Origin of the sequence: Chryseobacterium sp. KLBC 52, from assembly GCF_003347605.1 — a bacterium.
Lineage (GTDB): Bacteria > Bacteroidota > Bacteroidia > Flavobacteriales > Weeksellaceae > Chryseobacterium.
Genome location: NZ_QDFZ01000011.1, coordinates 150,006 through 167,006 on the forward strand (window position 1 = coordinate 150,006; position 17,001 = coordinate 167,006).

At 36.3% G+C, this 17,001-nt stretch carries 16 protein-coding genes; 7 read left to right on the plus strand and 9 right to left on the minus strand.

All coding sequences use genetic code 11. The annotated features are described in order from the left end of the window. Positions 1-94: 94 nt before the first annotated feature. Together DDF69_RS13445 and DDF69_RS13450 are read left to right on the plus strand one after the other, a co-directional pair. Positions 95-673, plus strand: coding sequence for a Crp/Fnr family transcriptional regulator (locus DDF69_RS13445; RefSeq protein ID WP_114821233.1), 579 nt, complete (start codon positions 95-97; stop codon positions 671-673). A gap of 60 nt (positions 674-733) precedes the next feature. Continuing rightward, positions 734-1,357, plus strand: coding sequence for an FMN-dependent NADH-azoreductase (locus DDF69_RS13450; protein WP_114821234.1), 624 nt, complete (start codon positions 734-736; stop codon positions 1,355-1,357). Positions 1,358-1,547: 190 nt separating this feature from the next. Here DDF69_RS13450 and DDF69_RS13455 read toward each other — a convergent pair whose 3' ends face one another. The 6 genes from DDF69_RS13455 to DDF69_RS13480 all read right to left on the minus strand — a co-directional run bounded on the left by DDF69_RS13455 (position 1,548) and on the right by DDF69_RS13480 (position 6,905). After that, positions 1,548-2,891, minus strand: coding sequence for an ammonium transporter (locus DDF69_RS13455; protein WP_114821251.1), 1,344 nt, complete (start codon positions 2,889-2,891; stop codon positions 1,548-1,550). A 102-nt stretch (positions 2,892-2,993) separates the two neighbouring features. Beyond that, complete coding sequence (locus DDF69_RS13460; protein WP_114821235.1) at positions 2,994-3,641, minus strand: alpha/beta hydrolase; 648 nt, start codon at positions 3,639-3,641, stop codon at positions 2,994-2,996. Between the two features lie 119 nt (positions 3,642-3,760). Next, positions 3,761-4,387: a YceI family protein gene (locus DDF69_RS13465; protein ID WP_114821236.1), complete on the minus strand. Its 627-nt coding sequence runs from the start codon at positions 4,385-4,387 to the stop codon at positions 3,761-3,763. 78 nt (positions 4,388-4,465) lie between these two features. Further along, positions 4,466-5,032 carry a YceI family protein gene (locus DDF69_RS13470; protein WP_114821237.1) on the minus strand — a complete coding sequence of 189 codons (567 nt, stop codon included), beginning with the start codon at positions 5,030-5,032 and terminating at the stop codon, positions 4,466-4,468. 143 nt (positions 5,033-5,175) lie between these two features. Then, the gene (locus DDF69_RS13475; RefSeq protein ID WP_114821252.1) at positions 5,176-6,225 is read right to left on the minus strand and encodes a glucokinase; all 1,050 of its coding nucleotides are present in this window, start codon (positions 6,223-6,225) and stop codon (positions 5,176-5,178) included. 116 nt (positions 6,226-6,341) lie between these two features. Beyond that, positions 6,342-6,905, minus strand: a complete 564-nt coding sequence (locus DDF69_RS13480; protein ID WP_114821238.1) for a hypothetical protein — start codon at positions 6,903-6,905, stop codon at positions 6,342-6,344. A 389-nt stretch (positions 6,906-7,294) separates the two neighbouring features. Here DDF69_RS13480 and DDF69_RS13485 point away from each other — a divergent pair, with 389 nt between their 5' ends. Together DDF69_RS13485 and DDF69_RS13490 are read left to right on the plus strand one after the other, a co-directional pair. After that, the gene (locus DDF69_RS13485; protein WP_228411994.1) at positions 7,295-8,674 is read left to right on the plus strand and encodes a DUF1800 family protein; all 1,380 of its coding nucleotides are present in this window, start codon (positions 7,295-7,297) and stop codon (positions 8,672-8,674) included. A gap of 158 nt (positions 8,675-8,832) precedes the next feature. Then, positions 8,833-10,017, plus strand: a complete 1,185-nt coding sequence (locus tag DDF69_RS13490; RefSeq protein WP_114821240.1) for a DUF1501 domain-containing protein — start codon at positions 8,833-8,835, stop codon at positions 10,015-10,017. A 304-nt stretch (positions 10,018-10,321) separates the two neighbouring features. Here the strand turns inward: DDF69_RS13490 and DDF69_RS22205 are convergent, their stop codons facing one another. The 3 genes from DDF69_RS22205 to DDF69_RS13500 all read right to left on the minus strand — a co-directional run bounded on the left by DDF69_RS22205 (position 10,322) and on the right by DDF69_RS13500 (position 11,973). Beyond that, the gene (locus tag DDF69_RS22205) at positions 10,322-10,459 is read right to left on the minus strand and encodes a hypothetical protein (RefSeq protein ID WP_167497810.1); all 138 of its coding nucleotides are present in this window, start codon (positions 10,457-10,459) and stop codon (positions 10,322-10,324) included. A gap of 106 nt (positions 10,460-10,565) precedes the next feature. Next, on the minus strand, positions 10,566-11,585 hold the full coding sequence (locus DDF69_RS13495; protein WP_114821241.1) for a helix-turn-helix transcriptional regulator: 1,020 nt from the start codon (positions 11,583-11,585) through the stop codon (positions 10,566-10,568). A gap of 52 nt (positions 11,586-11,637) precedes the next feature. Next, positions 11,638-11,973: a HopJ type III effector protein gene (locus DDF69_RS13500; protein WP_114821242.1), complete on the minus strand. Its 336-nt coding sequence runs from the start codon at positions 11,971-11,973 to the stop codon at positions 11,638-11,640. 739 nt (positions 11,974-12,712) lie between these two features. Here DDF69_RS13500 and DDF69_RS22525 point away from each other — a divergent pair. The 3 genes from DDF69_RS22525 (at position 12,713) to DDF69_RS13515 (ending at position 16,987) form a co-directional block, all read left to right on the plus strand. Then, positions 12,713-13,513, plus strand: a complete 801-nt coding sequence (locus DDF69_RS22525; RefSeq protein WP_410494290.1) for an RtcB family protein — start codon at positions 12,713-12,715, stop codon at positions 13,511-13,513. Positions 13,514-13,814: 301 nt separating this feature from the next. Then, positions 13,815-15,569, plus strand: coding sequence for a hypothetical protein (locus DDF69_RS13510; RefSeq protein ID WP_114821244.1), 1,755 nt, complete (start codon positions 13,815-13,817; stop codon positions 15,567-15,569). A gap of 422 nt (positions 15,570-15,991) precedes the next feature. Continuing rightward, positions 15,992-16,987, plus strand: coding sequence for an IS110 family transposase (locus DDF69_RS13515; RefSeq protein ID WP_114821245.1), 996 nt, complete (start codon positions 15,992-15,994; stop codon positions 16,985-16,987). Positions 16,988-17,001: the final 14 nt, after the last annotated feature.

The following is a 17,001-nucleotide window of genomic DNA, read 5'->3' on the forward strand; positions in this document are numbered from 1 at the left end:
CAGTCCGTAAAACAAGTATTTTTGTAGATTAGCCGGTTATATGAATTTCAATCTGATCTATCATTATACTGTTCTTTTTAATCATTTTTTTTAAATGGAAACATTAATTAAAAGCATTTTGCAGCATGTCCAATTAAGTCCGGAAGAAATAACGGTCTGTAAAAGTTTCTGGACAGAAAAGACATTGGAAAAAGGTGATTTCCTATTGAGAAACGGAGAAATCTGCCGCCATGACAGTTATATCATTTCAGGTGTTTTAAAAGCTTTCTGCATCAATGAAGACAACGGAAATGAAGAAATTCTCTTTTTAGCCATTGATCACTGGTGGGCTACTGATATCACCAGTTTTTCAAAACAGAAACCTTCTATTTATAATATTCAGGCGGTAGAAGAAACAAAGCTCCTACAGATCAGCCATCAGTCTTTTCAAAAAATGCTGAAGGAAATTCCCTCCTTAGAAAGATACTTCAGAATCATTCTGGAAAGTTATCTCGGAACGCTGGAAAAAAGAGTCGTGTTCAATCATATGCACAAAGCGGAACAGAAGTATTATGATTTTCTGGAAACCTATCCTGATATTTCCTCCAGAGTTCCTCAGTATCTGATTGCTTCCTATCTCGGTGTAACTCCCGAATTCATCAGCCGGATCAGGAAAAAAAATAAATCCTCTTGAACTAGATCAATTTTTCACAACTCAATAATCAGGAATTTTGCGGGTATAAATTCTTAACAAATGAAAATACTGATTATTAATGCCAGTGTAAGAAACGAAAGATCTTACAGCCGAAAACTGACCCAGCTTTTCGTTGAAAACTGGACAAGCAAATACCCTCTTGACACGTTCACCTACAGAGAAGCAGGAACTGATACTATTCCCAATATTGATGAATCATGGATTGCAGGCGCATTCAAAAGATCTTCAGACAAAGCTGAAGAAAACCAAAAACCTTTACAGCTGAGTAATGAACTCGTCAAAGAACTCAAAGAACATGATGTATATGTCATCGGAACACCTATGTACAACTGGTCTATTCCGTCCGGATTAAAAGCATATATTGATCAGGTCATGCGAATCAATGAAACATGGAAATTCCGATCCGGAGTTCCGGATGGTGACTATGTAGGACTTCTTGAAAACAAAAAGCTTTTTATCCTCTCAACCCGTGGTGATACCGGATACGGAGAAAATGAAAAGAACGGACATATCAATTTCCAAACGACTTATCTGAAGCATATTTTCGGAATTATGGGTGTACATGATGTTACCATTCATTCCTTAGATAATGAAGAATTCGGAGGTGAGGTCTTTGAAAATTCTAAAAATAAAATCTTCGAAGCCATTGAATCCATTCGATAAATTATTTTTGATTTAATATAACAATCAGCAGGCTATCTCAAAAGCCCAATTATTGGGCACTTGTCATTGACTACGTCGAATCTTTGATTTCTGACGAAGGAAGAATCTTATTAATAACCATACGGATCAGATTCTTCACTACATTTCATTTCTTTCAGAATGACACTTTTGGGAAAGTCCTCTATTTTTATCAGCTGAAACTTTCCTCATGTTGAGAAAGGTCAAGACCTTTATTTTCGGACTCTTCAGAAACCCTTAGCGTAATGATAGCATTTGTAATCTTGTACAACAGCAATGAACCGAAGAATGTAAAAGCAGACACCAAAATCAATGCTGCCATATGATGAAGAAATACTTCAATCCCACCATGAAGCAGACTGGCTTTTTCACCATGAGCAAAGATGGCGGTAAGAATCATTCCCATAATTCCCCCTACTCCATGACAGGCAAAAACATCCAGTGTGTCATCTATTTTCTTTAACCCTTTCCAGTTGACCATTATATTAGAAACTATCGCTGTAATAAATCCTATAAAAAGACTCTCCTGAATACTTACAAAACCACATCCCGGAGTAATGGCTACCAAACCTACCACTGCTCCGATACACGCTCCCAAAGCAGAAACACTTCTTCCATTTATTCTGTCAAAAAAGATCCAGGTCATCATCGCTGAAGCAGAAGCAATGGTAGTTGTTCCAAAAGCGGTAGCCGCAGACGCAGAAGCACTCAGCGCAGATCCGGCATTGAAACCAAACCATCCGAACCACAGCATTCCTGTTCCCAGAAGTACATACGGGATATTCGAAGGTTCATGATGCGGATTTTTTCGGTTTCCTACCACCATAGCGCCGGCAAGGGCTGCAAAGCCTGCACTCATATGCACCACGGTTCCACCAGCAAAATCCTTTACTCCAAAGTATTTATTCAAAAGGCCTTCCGGATGCCATACCATATGACAAAGAGGCGTATAAATAAAGATACTGAAAAGAACGATGAATAATAAATAGGAAATAAAGCGAACCCTTTCTGCGAATGATCCCGTAATAATAGCCGGAGTAATAACCGCAAACTTCATCTGAAACAGAGCAAACAGGATAAATGGTATCGTTGGTGCCATCAGTTTATGAGGCAAATTTCCGACTCCATTAAAAAAGGGATAACTTAAAGGATTTCCAATGATGCCATAATGTTTTCCGGCAATCGTAATGCCCAGAGATTCTCCGAAGGATAAAGAAAAACCTACAACAACCCAGACCATAGAGATCACTCCTAAAGCAATAAAGCTCTGCAGCATCGTAGAAATGACATTTTTCTTCCCAACCATTCCACCATAAAAGAAGGAAAGTCCCGGTGTCATCAAAAGAACAAGCCCTGCCGCAGCCAAAATCCAGGCTACATCCGCACCTACAATTTTATCTTCACTTAAAAACGCTCCCGTATCAGGAATATCTGCAGCCGGATTCCAGAATAACCCTCCGATGGCTACAAGCGCGATAACAGAGAATGAAACAATCCATTTTAAGCCAACTTTCATAAAATTCATATTTAACCCTATCAAATTTAAACATAATTTTCATAAAAACTATAATTTTGAATAGCACACCCCTATAAAAATACCATTACACGAATAATATTTTTAATTTTCACAAAACACTTCCTTTAGTATTTTCGAAACTTCTTTGGATTTTGTAGCGGGAAAAAGATGGGTTCCTCCTTTTATCACGTAATCCGGATTCGAATAACGGATGGGAAAAACAATGTCTTTATCACCTGATATCTGAATAACATTCGGGTTTTCATCAAACTTCCATTCAGAAACTTTTTCCACAGACCATTTCAGATAATAAGGGTCTCTTACTTTAAAATATTGAAGAAGTTTAGGATTTTTAGGATCAAAAAGCTTTCGGATAACTGCATACACGTTGGCTGCTTTATCGTTGAACAATCCTACAGGAAGAATTCTTGGAATCCTGGTAACCTCACCTGTCCTGATGAATCTGGATTTTTCCTTATCAGATTTTATACTTCCCAGGATCACAACTTTTTCTGCAGGTTTCAATTGATTGATCTCCTGCACAATAATTCCACCGAAAGAATAACCTAGCAGATAAAATGGTTCTGCATCATCTACTTTCTCTGCCATTCTTTTAACATAGGCATCGAAAGGCTCATTTTTTTCAGGAATAAGCCAGTCTATAAAAATCAATTCACAGTGTTTGGGAAACTCTATTCTTTCAAGGACCTTGAAGTCTGCTCCCAGACCGCTTACGATATAAATTTTCATACCACTAATTTATGAAAAATACAGAAACAAGGGAAACGCAGTACCCAATCTTTATGGGATAAAGCATAAAAAAGGAGCAGTCCTCACGAACTGCTCTTCTGTATTGATAAAAATATCTCTTATTTTTTCTTCTTTGGAATTCTGTTTTCGTTATCCAGCATTTCTGTAGAAACTTTGAACTGAATGTCCATTTCGTTCTTGATGAAATAATCTTTCAATGAAGACTGATAGAATACTTTAAAGTCTCTTCTGTTCAGAGAGAACTTTGCAGACTCAATCGAAGTTGTAAACTGAGTAACATAAACATTCGCAGGGAAAGAGATTGTTTTTCTCACTCCTTTAAGGGTAAGATCACCGTACACTGTAGAATTGTATTCACTGTTTGCTAAAGGAATAATTTTAGTCAAATGGAATTTTGCAATAGGGAATTTTTTCACTTCAAAGAAGTTTGTACTTTTCAGGTCGTTGGTAAGCTTGATCTGATCTTCATCAGAAACATCCCCTGCCATCATACTTCTCATATCTATTACAAACTCTCCGTCAACAAGCACCGTATGGTCAAAGTTGAATTTTCCGCTTTTTAGCTTTATTGTTCCTGAGTGGGAAGTTTCTTCAGTTTTCACCACCTTATACCCCCACCATCTGATCTCTGATGAAGTCACTTTTGCAACCTTATCAAATTTCTTCTGGGCAGAAACAAATGACATGCTTGCGCACACCATAGCAAACAATAGTAATCTTTTCATTCTTTTTTATTTACAATTCAACAAAAATAAAAAAAAGTGTAGAACTTCTACACTTTTAATAATCTTTTTTTGATTAATTTATTGAGCAGTTACCTTTACAAGCATATCAATATCATCCTTCACAAAAACATCCTGCATTGTAGACTTGTAAGCTACGTCAAATTTTTGTCTGTCGAAAGAGAATTTGTTTGATACTAAACTTACTACTCCTTTGCTGTAAGAAATCTTTGCAGGGAAAGAGATTGGGCTTGTTTTTCCTTTTACAGTAAGGTTTCCGGTTACAAGAGAATTATAAATTTTATCGTTGTTTTTCTTTACTCCTGTAATTTTGAAGCTAGCAGTTGGGAATTTTTCCACTTCAAAGAAGTCACCGTTTTTAAGGTGTCCGTTTAATTTCTGCTGATATTCTCCTGTAAGGTCAGTAGAGCTGATTGAAGTCATATCCAATACGAAGCTTCCGCCTACCAACTGGTTTCCTTTCATCACCATATCTCCAGACTTTACTTTCACAGTACCGTCGTGAGAGCTAGCCTCAGATTTTGCTACTTTGTATCCCCACCAGTGTACATCAGACGCTACTACTTTTTTTGACTGTCCGAAAGCTAAACCACCAGCTAAAACTGCTAATAAAAATATTTTTTTCATTGAATAGAGTTATTTACTTATTTAACAGTACAAAGGTAGGTATCTTATTCAATAGATTTCATTGATGTATATCAATAAAAATTATTATTTTCATGAATAATATCATCCCATAAAAAAACTCCGAATTTCTTCGGAGTTTTATTTTATAGCTGATAGTAAGCGGTGTAAAGCGCTATACCATTTAATGCAGTATGGTTTTGCTTAACCAGATAGATGGGAGTATTTTTCAGCATTTCCTCCATTTTATCACTGATCTTGAATTTCTCGTAGAATTTCGCCTTATCAATATAGTCTGCAATCATCTGCGGAATATCTCCGGCAATCAGTAAACCTCCGGTAGCCTTTAATTTCAATGTTAAGTTATTGGCCTCTCTTGCCAGAAACTCAAGGAAAGTATCCAAAGCGATTCTGCAGATCAGTACATTCTCCTCAATAGCCGCTTTATAAAGTTCTTCCACAAAATTCCCCTGTGCAAGACGTTCTCCTAACCATTCAGGTTCAGGGTGTCTTTTCACGTCTCTTAAGAATCTGTAGATATTGAATAAACCTGACTTTGAAAGTACATTTTCCCAGCTTACAATACCATAGATATTATTTAAGAACTGGTAAAATTCAACTTCTACGTTGGTTCTTGGTGAAAACTCTGAGTGTCCTCCTTCTGTGGCGAAAGGTCTCAGGTATTTTCCGTCAAAGAAATATCCGGCTTCTCCTAATCCGTTTCCGGGAGCAAGAACCGCTACATTTCCTTTTTCAAGATGTCCGCTTGTATAAATAGCTTCAAGGTGATTATCTTCAAGAAGAGCCATCCCGTAGGCTGAAGCTTCCAGGTCGTTCAGCATTTCTACTTTTTCAAACCCGAAATCGCGTGTATACTCGGCAATATCTAAATACCAACCTAATCTTGCTGGACTGCTTTTCCCGTCCAATACAGGACCTGGCACTGCCATTCCCAGACGTTTTACGTTTTCAAGCTGATTATCCTGAATAAACTTCTTTAAAATATCTGAAAAAGAAGAATATTCTTTGGTTGCATATGTATTTTCTACTTTTATCTCAAGACCTCCGTTCCCGGATACAAAATAGCCTAAGATTGTTATATCTTCACGGAGACTTGCTCCAATGATAGAAACATTATCATTATTACTGTTCTCTACTCCTGGTAAATAAAGTGGAAATTTTGGATTCAGAATCATAACCTCAAATTTTACCAAATATAATAATTGTTTTTGTAAATCCTGCACAGAACAAAAAAACCTTTCCACTTTCGTGAAAAGGTTTTGGTTAATAATTGTTTATATATTAAATCTAACTACTTTCCTAATGGAATATTGTAACCGAATCCTACTCCGATATTCCCCACATTATAGTCCTGACCTGGCAAATCTCCTTTAGTTCCTACGAAAACCTTTTGGTATTGTACGAAGAAATTCCAGTCTCTGTTGTGATATCCGATCTCCGGTTTAAGGTAGAAACCTCCGCTTGCTCTTTCAGTATTAGTGTTTGACGCCACTGCTTTATCTCCAACCAGGAATCCGTATCCTAAGTCAGTTCCGAAATAAAAACCGGTTTGTTTCGGATAAATTCGGATTAAAGCTGCTACAGGAACTACTCCTACATCATTGTTTTTATATCCGTTGTTCTCTTTTCCAAAATAGTGCGTATATCCTGATGCGATACCAAGTCCGAATCCAGGTGTGATCAGATTCTGGTATGCTACATCCACTCCTACTGCAGCGGAAAGATTATCTGCGGGAACTGCTAAACCAACATTTGCACCTACCTTGATCATATTGTTCATTTGAGCACTTTGGGCGCTTGCGATACCTGCTGTTAAAATACCAGCCAGTACTATTGCTTGTTTAAACATTTTCATAACTCTAATTTTTTAATTTTACTAAACAAGAAGATGTAAAAATCATGCCAAGCAAGGATTTTCCTCTGCTTTTAACATTGATTAAATTCATAAAATAATGACTATCAACAAATTAATTTTAACAAAATTTAAATAATTGTTTAACAAAATTTATCAAAAAACGGGTCCTAAAAAGTGAATTAAAGAATAAAAGAAAGGAAGCCGGATGCCGGAAGAAATATAGCTCCATTAAATCAACTCAACTCTATTTCGAATATCCAAAACTTCATACCTCAAACTTCATACCTCTAGCCTCAAGATTCAAGCCTTATACAATACTATTAACAATCCTTAACCGTTGTTATTTTAACCTTTTTCTTCAAAATACATCAAAAAATAAATTCTCTATGATGGCTGATTCATTATTAAAAAACAAGCATCTTCTTTGGCGAGCGGGTTTTGGTGTTGGTATTAATCAAATTGATGATTTGAAAAATAAAAACATTAAAACGTTAATGAATGAATTATTTAAAGAAGAAAGCTTCAGTGAAATCACATATGACACTCCTGATCCGGTTTCTGTGGCAGATTATATGAACAGTACCGCTCCTGCAGAAAAGAAAAAAGAAATGCAGCGGATCAACAGGGAACAAAATAACGAACTGAACCTGAGTTTTCTGAACTCCATCGTTAACAGCAAGGAACAGATGAGAGAAAAAATGGCGTTTTTCTGGCATGGGCATTTTGCATCAAGAGTACAAAATCCAAGGTTCAACAAACAGCTTTTGAATACGATCAGGAAAAATGCACTGGGCAATTTCAAAGATCTGCTTTTTGAAGTAAGCCAATCGCCTGCCATGCTTAACTTTCTGAATAATCAGCAGAATAAAAAAGATCATCCTAATGAAAATTTTGCCCGTGAAGTGATGGAACTATTTACCATGGGAAGAGGCAAATACACTGAAAAAGATATAAGAGAAGGAGCCAGAGCTTTTACAGGATGGAGCTATGATAAGGGAGGTAATTTTAAAGAAAGGAAAAATCTTCATGACGAAGGCAGCAAAACCTTTTTAGGAAAAACCGGAAACTTTGACGGAAATGATGTTCTCAATATTATTCTGGAACAAAAGGCTACGGCACTGTTTATTACAACGAAGATTTACAAATTCTTCGTCAATGAAAAACCAGATCAGGAGATTGTTAATCAGCTCAGCACCAATTTCTATCACTCAGGATATGATATCAAAAAGCTAATGACTGAAATCTTTTCAAGCACATGGTTTTATGATCAGAAGAATATCGGAAACCGTATAAAATCGCCTGTAGAACTGATGGCAGGAATGATGAGAATCCTTCCTATGCATATTCAGAATCCTGAAAACCTCATCGTGTACCAGAAATTATTAGGACAAATGCTCCTTTATCCTCCCAATGTAGCGGGATGGCCGAATGGAAAATCATGGATTGACAGTTCTACTCTGATGCTTAGACTTCAGGTTCCACAGATCTGGTCCGGACTTCGTCCTTTGGAATACAGCCCGCGGCAGGATGACGATATTGATATGGGAATGAAATCCCGTGAAACAACTTTAAACAAGAGCTTTAAAAACCCAAATATCACCATCGACTGGGATCGTATTGAAAAGCTTTTTGCTAATAAAAACTGTGAAGATTATCTTCTGCAGGATACCCAAAGTCTCGATATGAATTCTGTACGGAATTTTTCTGACAAGAGTATAAAAATGAATGTCATCAATCTGATGTCTACTCCGGAATATCAGTTATGTTAGGTAGGAGGTTTTAGGTTGCAGGCAGCAGGTAATAGCTGTCGCAGTATAACTTGACTATCATTTATTTATTTTTTACTGCTATAAAACCCGGTGCTATAACTTTACAACCTACTACCCGCCACCTATCATCTGCCACCTTAACCCCTAAAAACAAAATTATGCTAATCAAAAGAAGAGAATTCCTCAAAATAAGTTCCTTGGCTACCGCTTCTATGCTGATGCCTAATTTCCTTAAAGCTATGACTCTGGATGAAGCACTGAATCCTAACCAGAACATTCTGGTAGTTCTTCAGTTTACAGGTGGAAATGATGGTTTGAATACCATTATTCCTGCTAAAAATGATATTTATTTCAGAGAAAGGAAAACATTGGCTATTCATGACTCTATACCGCTTACTGATGAGGCAGGAATCAATCCGTCACTCTCCTATTTTAAAGAACTTTTTGATAACGGCGAACTGTCTGTAATGAATAATGTAGGTTATCCGAATCCGGACAAATCTCATTTCCGAAGCATGGATATCTGGCAGTCGGCAAGCAGAAGTGATCAGTTTCTGGAAACAGGCTGGCTGGGGCGTTTTCTGGATGAAGAATGCTATCGTTGTGAGCATCCCACACAGGCACTAGAAGTAGATGATATGCTAAGCCTTGCTTTAAAAGGGGAAAATAATAAAGCTTTTGCCTTTAAAGATCCTAAAAGGCTTTATCAAACCAGCCAGGAAAAATATTTTAAATCTCTCTACTACCATCATCACGATGATGAAACGGTGTCTTATCTCTATCAGACCTTAGGCTCTACCATCAACAATGCCGATTATATTTTTGAAAAAAGTAAAGCTAAAAAGACAGAGCAGATCTATCCCAATTCTCAGCTGGGAAAAGATTTCAAGACGGTAGCTTCTTTGATAAAGTCTGACATCAACACTCAGGTGTATTACCTTTCCGTGGGAAGTTTCGATACCCATGTCAACCAGAATGAAAGGCAGAAAAAGTTATTCAACGATATCAATGAAGCGGTACAATCATTTGTAGCAGACATGAAGAGCAATGGACTTTTCAAAAATATACTGTTGATGACATTCTCGGAGTTTGGCCGTCGTGTGGCACAGAATGCCAGTAACGGAACCGATCACGGAACAGCCAACCAGATGTTCTTTATCGGCGGAAATCTTAAGAAAAAAGGATTATTGAACGCCCTTCCCGATCTTCAGAATCTGAATGAAGGAGATCTTATCTACAAAGAGGATTTTAGAAAAGTATATGCTACGATTTTAAAAAACTGGCTTAAAGCGGATTCTTCCAAAGTATTGGGCTGGAAAGATGGCGTTTATGATTTTGTGTAGGGAAACCGAGATTCCTACGGAATACTCAATTGGAATGATGGCATATCCACACAGTTTGCTATTCCATAGAAACCCAGCCACAATCATGCAGGAATGGATATGAAGAAAAAAATTACATTACTGACCACAATTCCAACTGAAGACGTGAAAATTCCCCTCCCTCGGAGGGGTGGCAAAAATTCAAAGAATTTTTGACGGGGTGGTTTTCAGCGTTCATCAAAAAGATCCATTAACAAAAAAAAAGAGACCGTACATCCTCATGACAGTCTCTTTTCAATAATTTTAAATTTAAACTACTTTTACGTTAAGCCGTAATCTGCTTTTTTTCGCTCTCTTTTTCTTCCTGTTTTTTATCTATTTTCTCAGATATTTTTTTCACGATATACTCTATCGCCAATGGAGCTATGATTGCAATTAATGCTTTAAATATTCTTGATTTCATAATTAATTTGGTATTGTTAAGTTAATAATACAATTTCCAAGCCAAGATAAAATATGAAAATAAATGATCTTTAACAAAGCCTTATGAATAGTGCATGTAAAATAAGTTAGTTTTCCTCAGGAACAATCAGATTCTGATAATTTTTACTGCCTGCACTGAACTTTTCCTCCATTTTCAACCGTAGTTTTTTGGGCTTATGCACAATGAGAGAGTCTCCGAACCCAAGCAAAAGTCTTTCCAGCTCATAATTGATCTGAACACATATTTTAAACAGCGTTCCGTCACGGTCTTCCTTTAAGATTTCCTGACTTTTATGCAGCGGTTTTGTTTTCACATAAGGAGCATTACCTGAATCCACCCAAAAGATCACATTCCTGGGATCCATTGACTCTGCAACGGTTACTCCTACAATATCTTTAAAATATTCATCTCCATCCAGATCCTTGTCAATATAGGGAAGACTGTCATCTGTTTCAATACTTTCCATTCTGTCCAGTGCCAGATTGTACATTTTCTGTTTGTAAAGACAGATCAGAAACCAACGGTTGTTGAACTCTTTCAACAGCTGCGGATGTACTGTAAAGATATTGGATTCCCTTGCCGTAAAACTTTTGTAAAGGATCTTCAAAACTTTTTTATTAGCAATACTTTCGTACAGAATATCAATATGTTCCAACCCTTTTAACTGTTCATTTTTATCCAGATGGATAATGGACTTCTGGCTGGTTGCATGAATAGAGTCTTCCAGTTTCTGAATAACCCCATTCATCTCCTTAAACATAGAAAAGTCTTTGAATTGTTTTAAAATCTGAACTGCATTATTCATCGCTTTCAGATCACTTTCGTTCACAGAGATATTATGAATGCTGTATTCCGGATCACTATAACGATAGTATTTTCTTTCGTAGACTTCAATAGGTGCTTCATATCCGAATTTTTCACTCCGCATATTCTGAAGATCAAGCTGAACAGTCCTCTTACTCACATAAGATTCTTTCCCTTCAAATTCAAACAATGCTTCTGAACATTCATCAATGAGATCTTCCAGCGTGTATTTCCTGTATTTATTTTTAAGGCACTTATCTAGTGTTTTATACCGGATGAGGGCATTTTTATTGGATGACATTCCTTAGTGTTTAATGATTTGGTGTTTTTATAAGCAAATTCTGCTTTTTAGATTATTTTTCTTTCAAAGCATTTTCGTCAAAAGTAATCCCTTCCCAGCCGAATTTCATAAAATTCCGGATATTCTGATGATCAGTTCCTTCAGGATTTTTCAAAACATCTTCTCTGTAGAACTCACCAAAAAGCCAAAGTGTCTGTTCTTTTGTCAGATCCTGAATGCTTGCAAAGCTGAAAACCTTACACGAACCATTGTTCTGTCCGGCCTGATTGGTTGTATCTCCGTTTTGAAAAGCAGTAGGAGTAAATTCATAATGTTCATCAATATGAGCGATCACATCATTAAACTGGATCGTTTCCGGGAAATGTTTTAATTGTTCTAATAATACCATGAACCTTGTTTTTTTAATTTTATACTATTTTTACGAGTCTGCCAATGTGCTTTTTCGTCTTTTTAATTAATTTTTGTAAAAATAATTAAAATTTCTTTATCTACGCAAAACTATTGCGCAATAATGATATTACTTTGCATCATCAAAATGAAACAAAATGGAATTTAATGGAAATCATTTAATCGAATTAGGATATAGACCAGCAAAATGGTTTAAAGATGCCATTAGCTATATCAACGAGAATCATCTGGATGAACATCAGATCGCAGAATATCTGGTACAGTTCAAACAGCCTGATCTTATGCCGCTTCATGAAACAGCTAAAGATTTTATGATCAACATACGTGCAGAACACGAAAGTGAAAATGATAATGTGGACAAAGTAATCAAAACCATGAAAGTTCTGATGAAAACCCCTACCCTTATTGGCGGAGCTTTAATGCCGGATGCCTGCCCTACAGGTCCTGAAGGTCAGATTCCGGTGGGAGGTGTGGTCGTGGCAAAAAATGCCATTCATCCTGGATTCCATAGTGCTGATATCTGTTGTTCTGTAATGTTGACAGATTTTGGAAAAACAAATCCTAAAGATGTTTTGGATGCAGCACATTCTGTCACTCATTTCGGGTACGGAGGAAGACCAAGAGGAGAACAGATGCCGATGTCTCAGGAACTGATGGATGCTTTCAGAGAAAATGAATTCTTACAGGATGAAAAACTGATCAGCATTGCCCGTTCTCATATGGGAACTCAGGGAGACGGAAACCACTTCCTTTTTGTCGGAATTTCCAAAAATACAGGAAATACCATGATGGTAACCCATCACGGATCAAGAGCTCCGGGTGCCGCTTTATATGATAAAGGAATGAAGGTTGCCAACCGTTTCAGACAGGAAATCTCTCCTGAAACATTAAGAGAAAATGCCTGGATTCCTTATGATACCGATGAAGGTAAATCGTATTGGGAAGCCCTGCAACTGATAAGACAATGGACCAAAGAAAATCATACTTCCCTTCATGATGCCGTGCTGAATAAGCTGGAAATGGAGAAGGAAAACAGATATTGGAACGAACATAACTTCGTTTTCAAAGATGGAGACCTGTTCTATCATGCAAAAGGAGCTACTCCACTGGATGACAAGTTCATGCCTGATATTACAGGACCAAGACTGATTCCGTTGAATATGGCAGAACCGGTATTGATTGTTCAGGGAAAAACAAATGAAAGAAACCTAGGTTTTGCACCGCATGGAGCAGGAAGAAATTTCAGCAGAAGCCAGCATAAAAGATCATTGGCTCATAAAACCACTGAGGAAATTTTCAATGAAGAAACAGCAGGATTGGATATCCGTTTCTATTCCAATGAGATTGATATTTCTGAACTTCCAAGCGCTTATAAAAGTGCGAAGAACGTAAGAGCACAGATAGAAGAGTACGGACTTTGTGAAGTTCTGGATGAAGTGATGCCTTACGGATGTATTATGGCCGGAGATGTTCAGAAGAATGCGCCATGGAAGAAAAAGAAGAAATTCAGAAAAGCATAATGTTAATAGTATGTTCAAAGCTAACATTTAAACCTAACGGGTTTTAGAAACCCGTTAGGTTTGAATAAAAACAATAACCAAAATTTCGCAGCACTAAAAAGTTATTTAAAAAAATTCAAGGCAAAGAAAGTTCCTATATTTCCAGATTTACTTTCCGCCTTTTTACAAATTATAAGGCAAAGGGAGTTCCTATATTTTCGGAAAATTACTCCCCGCTTTTTATAAATTATAGGTAAAAGGAGTTCCTATACCCTTCACTTTTAATGAATCTACTCCTCACTTATTTTTTAAACTTAAAACAATGAAAACACTACAATTATTCAATGCTGTACTGGCCAGAAAATCTGATGAAAAGCCATTTATTTCTAATGATGGATTCATCATTGAACCGGATGCTTTATGGGCAAAAAATGAAATCATCTCTTTTTATGCAAAGGAAAAACTGAATGGTAATGACTTGAATAAAACCTTTCATAAATCCTGGGAGAAAATAAAAAAAACTTCCAGAATTGATTTATTGATTGAACAGATCACCCATTATATGTCAACGTATGGAAGTAATTTCCAAAGTGAAATCTATATTCCCAATGAAATATTGGATGTTCCTGATATGAAGCTGGTTTTTAAAGTAATCAAAGCCTATTCTGTGGAAGAAATGCAGGAAAAATGCCTTGCTCTTTTAAGATCAGGAATTGCTTTAAAAGAAGAAACCATTGATGATTTGCTTTCTATTTTACATACGGAGCTGGAATATGATTTTACAGGAAAAAAAAACATCAGAAATAAAGAAGCGGTTATAAAAATTGCTGATCTTTATGATATTTACCCTGAAAATCCTGTTGAATTCTTGCGTTATGTCATTTATAAAACGACGAACACTACGCTTTTAATCAAAAATGATGATTTGATTAATTTAATAAAGCAGAGTAATTTCAATCCGACATTCTTATTTGAAAGCTTTGGAATGGAAAAAATGGCAGAAATTTTCAACAGATTTAAACCATTATTTCTGGCTTATAAAAACAGAGCACCAAAAGCGATCAATAAAATATCAAAGTTATCTAAGACCCATCATAAACCATTGATTTCAAACCCATTGAATGACGCCACAAATACTCTATTGGAAAACAGCGATTGGCACTGGCTGGAAAATGCAACACCGTTTGCCTTATTCAAAGCATTGTCAGCATGTTACTCAAGAATGTATGGCCAGGATACATTTGTCTACAGAGTCCGAAACGGAAAATCATGGACTAAAAAAGGTAAGGAAACTTACGTGAATCAGTTCAATTATGATTTCATTCTGGACTTTTTGAAACTGAAGTATGAAAACCTATCCGGAAAGAAATTCTATTTCCCTGAGAATATAGAATTTGCGTTGCCAACTTCTGAAAAGATGTTTGTTGGAAACATTCCTACCGGAACCCGTTTTTATGCGGATAGACTTGCTGTAGGTATTTATTGGGAAGACCAATGGGGTGCTAATGACCTTGACCTTTCAGGATTAAATATTGCCGGAAAAATTGGTTGGAATGCCGCTTATAACCATGGTAACGGACAATTGATGTACTCCGGAGATATGACTTCTGCTCCTAATGGCGCTGTTGAATATCTTTATGCCAATAAAGGTCTGTGTGAGCCAACACTTGTCATGAACAACGTTTTCAGCGGAGATTCCAACTGTGGATATAAAATTGTGATCGGAAAAGGAGATGACATTTCCTACGATTATATGATGAATCCTAATCATCTCTTTGCTGAGGCCAGATGTAATTCTGTTCAGAAGCAAATGATTCTGGGAATGCTGGTGACAAAGAATGAAAAGCAATGTTTCGTACTGTTGAATTTCGGAGCCGGACATGCTCATGTTTCAGGAAATAGCCAGATTTCTGCAATGGCAACAAGTGCATTATACCAGCAATGGTATGAAGCGATGCCTTTCAATGACCTTATCAAAGAACTTGGAGGTGAGATTACCACAGAAAAAGCGGAAGCTGATTTTGATTTCTCACTGGAAAGCCTGGAGAAAGATAGTTTTATCAGAATTTTTAAATAAATTCTATGACGTCATCTGATGGTATCGGGTGGCGTTTTTTCGTGGTGGTTGGGTTAGGGAAACTTGAGAACCACCCCGTCAAAAATTCTTTGAATTTTTGCCACCCCTCCGAGGAGGAGAATTTTCACGTCTTCAGTTGGGAGATTGGTCGGGATTGTACTGTTTTCTTTGTGTGTATGTGTTTATGGGATTGCTGCTGGATTCCTACCTTTAGATTAGTTCTATGAAATAAAATGATTACATTTAGAAAAGAGCAAGCATTTAGTTACACTATAGATTCCTTAGAATATGATTCACATTCCGATAAAGAACTAAATGCTTTTTCATCAAAAGACTTAAATAGAAATTCGGGATTTAAAGCCCATTATAAGGTGTTAAGAATCAGATGAATTGCTCTTCCATTTATAAATTAAACCAAAAGTATGGAAAAAATTGTAATAGGTATTGATATTAGTGCCAAGACACTGGATATCTGTATTAAAAAGTGTGGTTCTTATTCTTTTTATGTTATTGCCAATGAAGCTAAGGCAATCAAAGTATTCTTCAAAATTTTTCAAAAACCAAAATCTGAGACTATAGTTTCCATGGAAAATACAGGAAGATATAATTGGGAATTATATCAGGTTCTGGAGTATTTTAATTTTAAAGTTTTTGTACTTAACCCCTTACACTTAAAGAAAAGCATAGGCTTAATAAGGGGTAAAAATGATAAAATTGATGCTAAAAGGATCTGTGAGTTCACAGAGAAACATGAAAAAGAGCTCATAGAATGGAAACCATGCTCTGATAACATAAAGAAAATTAAAGTGCTGTTTTCTGAGCGAAATTCTAAGATAAAGCTAAGAGCTTCTTTATTAAAACAAAGACATCTGTATTCACAACTTGAAAGTATAGGATATGATTCTAAATTTTTAAGAATGAATAAAAAGGAGATTGAAGTTTTAGAAAAGCATATAGATTTTTTAGAAAATGAAATAGAACAACTCATTGATAATGACTCAGATTTATACTCCAAGAAGCGATGTATACAAAGTATTCCAGGAGTAGGAAAAGTATTAAGCTGGATGATTATTGCCAAAACAGAAGGGTTTACAAAGATTAATAGCCCCAGAAAATTAGCTTGTTATGCAGGTGTGGTCCCCTTTGGCTATCAATCCGGAACATCAATAAAATTTAAACCTAAACTTTCTTATTATGCGGATAAATCATTGAAAACAGTACTCCATATGGCTGCAATGAGAGCTGTGAGACTAGAAAATGATTTAAAAATATATTATCACAGAAAAATAAGTGATGGTAAAAACAAAATGGCAGTTTTAAACGCTGTGAGAAACAAAATTATTCATAGAATTTTTGCAATGATCAGAACAGGGAAACTTTATGAAAAAAACTATAATAATTCTTTGTTTTTGTCATAGAAATCGGAATGACA